This is a genomic window from Caballeronia terrestris, from assembly GCF_001544515.1.
Classification (GTDB): domain Bacteria; phylum Pseudomonadota; class Gammaproteobacteria; order Burkholderiales; family Burkholderiaceae; genus Caballeronia; species Caballeronia terrestris.
Genome location: NZ_FCOL02000281.1, coordinates 1 through 2,279, shown reverse-complemented (window position 1 = coordinate 2,279; position 2,279 = coordinate 1). Strand labels below are relative to the sequence as shown.

The window sequence follows — 2,279 nt, the reverse complement described above, 5'->3', positions numbered from 1 at the left end:
ATTCCAAGAGATGCTGCGTATCAAGCGTATCGGAACTCCTGCCATCAGGAACCTGTTCACGGCGGACCCCGAACATTTTCTTCAGGTGGCCGCGCGCAAATATGGCGAAGTAGGTAGTACGGGAGCGCCGATCAACATCACACTGGGCGACTTGCTGAGCTAGGCCTATCGTCCGACGTATGCGCCGACGCAAACTGCACTGTCGGATCGTCTTTGCTAAACGGCGCTCCCCGTAATGATTGTCTCGACCGGCAACTTGGTCAATATCCGAAAGCCTCTGCCCGGCGTGCTGTCGATTGCGATGGTTCCGCGCAGTTGACGCACACGCTCGCGCATCCCCAGCAAACCGAACGACTTTGTTCCAGGGTCGGCCTCGAGCGCCGCACCACGCCCATTGTCTTCGATCGACAGGACGCAATCCGCGTCCACGCGCCTAATGTCAATTCGTACCTCGCTGGCCTCCGCATGACGCACGATGTTGGTCAGCGCTTCCTGAATCAGTCGAAAAATCGCTGTCGAAGCGGACGCGTTGAAGTCGAGTGCCTCAGTGTCGTTATTCAACGTTGCGTCGATGCCGTAGCGGCGCCGAAAGTCGCTGACGAGCCAGTCGATCGCGGCGAAGAGCCCGAGGTCATCGAGAATGGGCGGCCGCAGGCCCGCCGCGATACGACGCACCGAAGCGATGATCGTATCAATCTGCCCCTGCATGGCCTGCGTCTGGGAGACGCGATGGCGAGCCAAGCCGGTTGCGTCGACATCCATATCTAGCGCGGCCAGTTGCATCTTGAGTGCGGCGAGTTGTTGCCCGAGATCGTCATGCAATTCCCGCGCGATATCCGTCCGCTCGTTTTCCCGGGCGGTCTGAACGTGAGTCGACAGTTCACGGGCATGCTGGAGTTCCGCGAGGCGCAACTGATCGGTCATGTCGCGCGTTACCTTGGCGAAGCCACGTAACGTGCCGTTTGCGTCACGTACGGCTGTGATCACGACATTGGCCCAGAAGCGGGATTCGTCTCTGCGAACTCGCCACCCTTCATCCTCGATATGTCCCTTTTCGATCGCCAGCGCGAGTTCGCTTTCCGGCTTGCCCGCTGCGACATCCTCCGGCGGATAAAAAACCGAGAAGTGCCGGCCCATGATTTCGTCCGCTTCGTAGCCTTTGATCCGTTTCGCGCCGTTGTTCCAGGTGGCAACGTTTCCGGCGGGGTCGAGAAGAAAGATCGCATAGTCTTCCACTGTTTCGACCAGCAAACGGAAATGCTCGTCGCTCAGCAGGCGGCCAATAGAGGAGCGAGCCGGCACAGCTTCGCGCTGGTCGTCGGCCGGCCGTTGACGCGAACACTTATCGCGACTTTGCATGCGGTCTGTCTCACTGACTGGGATGGGGATCGCCTGGCGCGCGGCGAATCATATCCTCGGCGCTCGCCCGGCGCATGGGTCCCAGTCTAGCCGACCCGACAGGCGCCGTCATCTTCCCGCTATTGACGACCGTAAAGGGACACTGTCGAAAGCTCGGCGAATGGTGGAATGGCGTCGTTCGCGACGTCGTCACTCAGTGAGGCGTTTGTGGGTCGAGCTTTTCGCTCGCTGCTTCGGCCGGCAGTTCTCCTTTTGGGGCCGGGACTAGCAGAACCGGGCAGCATGAGATGCGCAGGAAGTGCTCGGCGACGCTGCCAAGCGCGAGCCGCCGCCCGTGCGTTCCCATCACCACGAGGTCCGCGCCAAATTCCTGCGCACTCTTGAGGATGCGGTGCGCGATGTCGTCACGAGTCAACTCGACCTCGACTACCCGCGGCCCACCCCGAACGCCGGCCTGGTGCATGCGCACCGAGGCGTCGGCGTCGAGTGCGGCGCTTTCCTGCGCGAATCCATCGCGGGTGTTGACATAAAACGCAGCGCTCGCATCGCCGCCGCTGACGGGCGGCAAGTCGATCACGAAAAGGGGCTGAAGCTCTGCGCCGCTTTAGCGGGCGATTTTCAGCGCCTCGTCGAGCGCGTGGCTCGCGATCGGGCTGCCATCGATGGGAGCAAGAATTCGTGTGTACATGGAAAGGCTCGACATGGGGAAAGGCTGAACATGCTCAGTGCGACATCAGGACGGGCAGTGTCATTGAGCCAAGGATCGTGCGGGTCGCACCGCCCATCACGAGTTCCTGCCAGCGCGCGTGGCCGTAGCCGCCCATGACGATGAGATCTGCGCCCAGGTCTGCGGCGCGGGATAGCAGCAGTTCGCCTGCGGACGCGCCCACAACGCACTCGGTCGCCGATACCTCGACCTT

The 2,279-nt window shown here is 61.6% G+C and carries 2 protein-coding genes and 1 pseudogene; all 3 read right to left on the bottom strand.

Annotated elements, in window-relative coordinates; translation table 11 throughout:
* Positions 1-216 precede the first annotated feature (216 nt).
* On the bottom strand, positions 217-1,359 hold the full coding sequence (locus AWB67_RS36515; protein WP_087660700.1) for a PAS domain-containing sensor histidine kinase: 1,143 nt from the start codon (positions 1,357-1,359) through the stop codon (positions 217-219).
* Positions 1,360-1,552: 193 nt separating this feature from the next.
* Positions 1,553-1,948: pseudogene (locus AWB67_RS36510) on the bottom strand (universal stress protein); the annotation flags it as partial.
* A 133-nt stretch (positions 1,949-2,081) separates the two neighbouring features.
* On the bottom strand, positions 2,082-2,279 hold a 198-nt coding region (locus AWB67_RS36505; protein ID WP_143328480.1), incomplete at its 5' end, for a universal stress protein.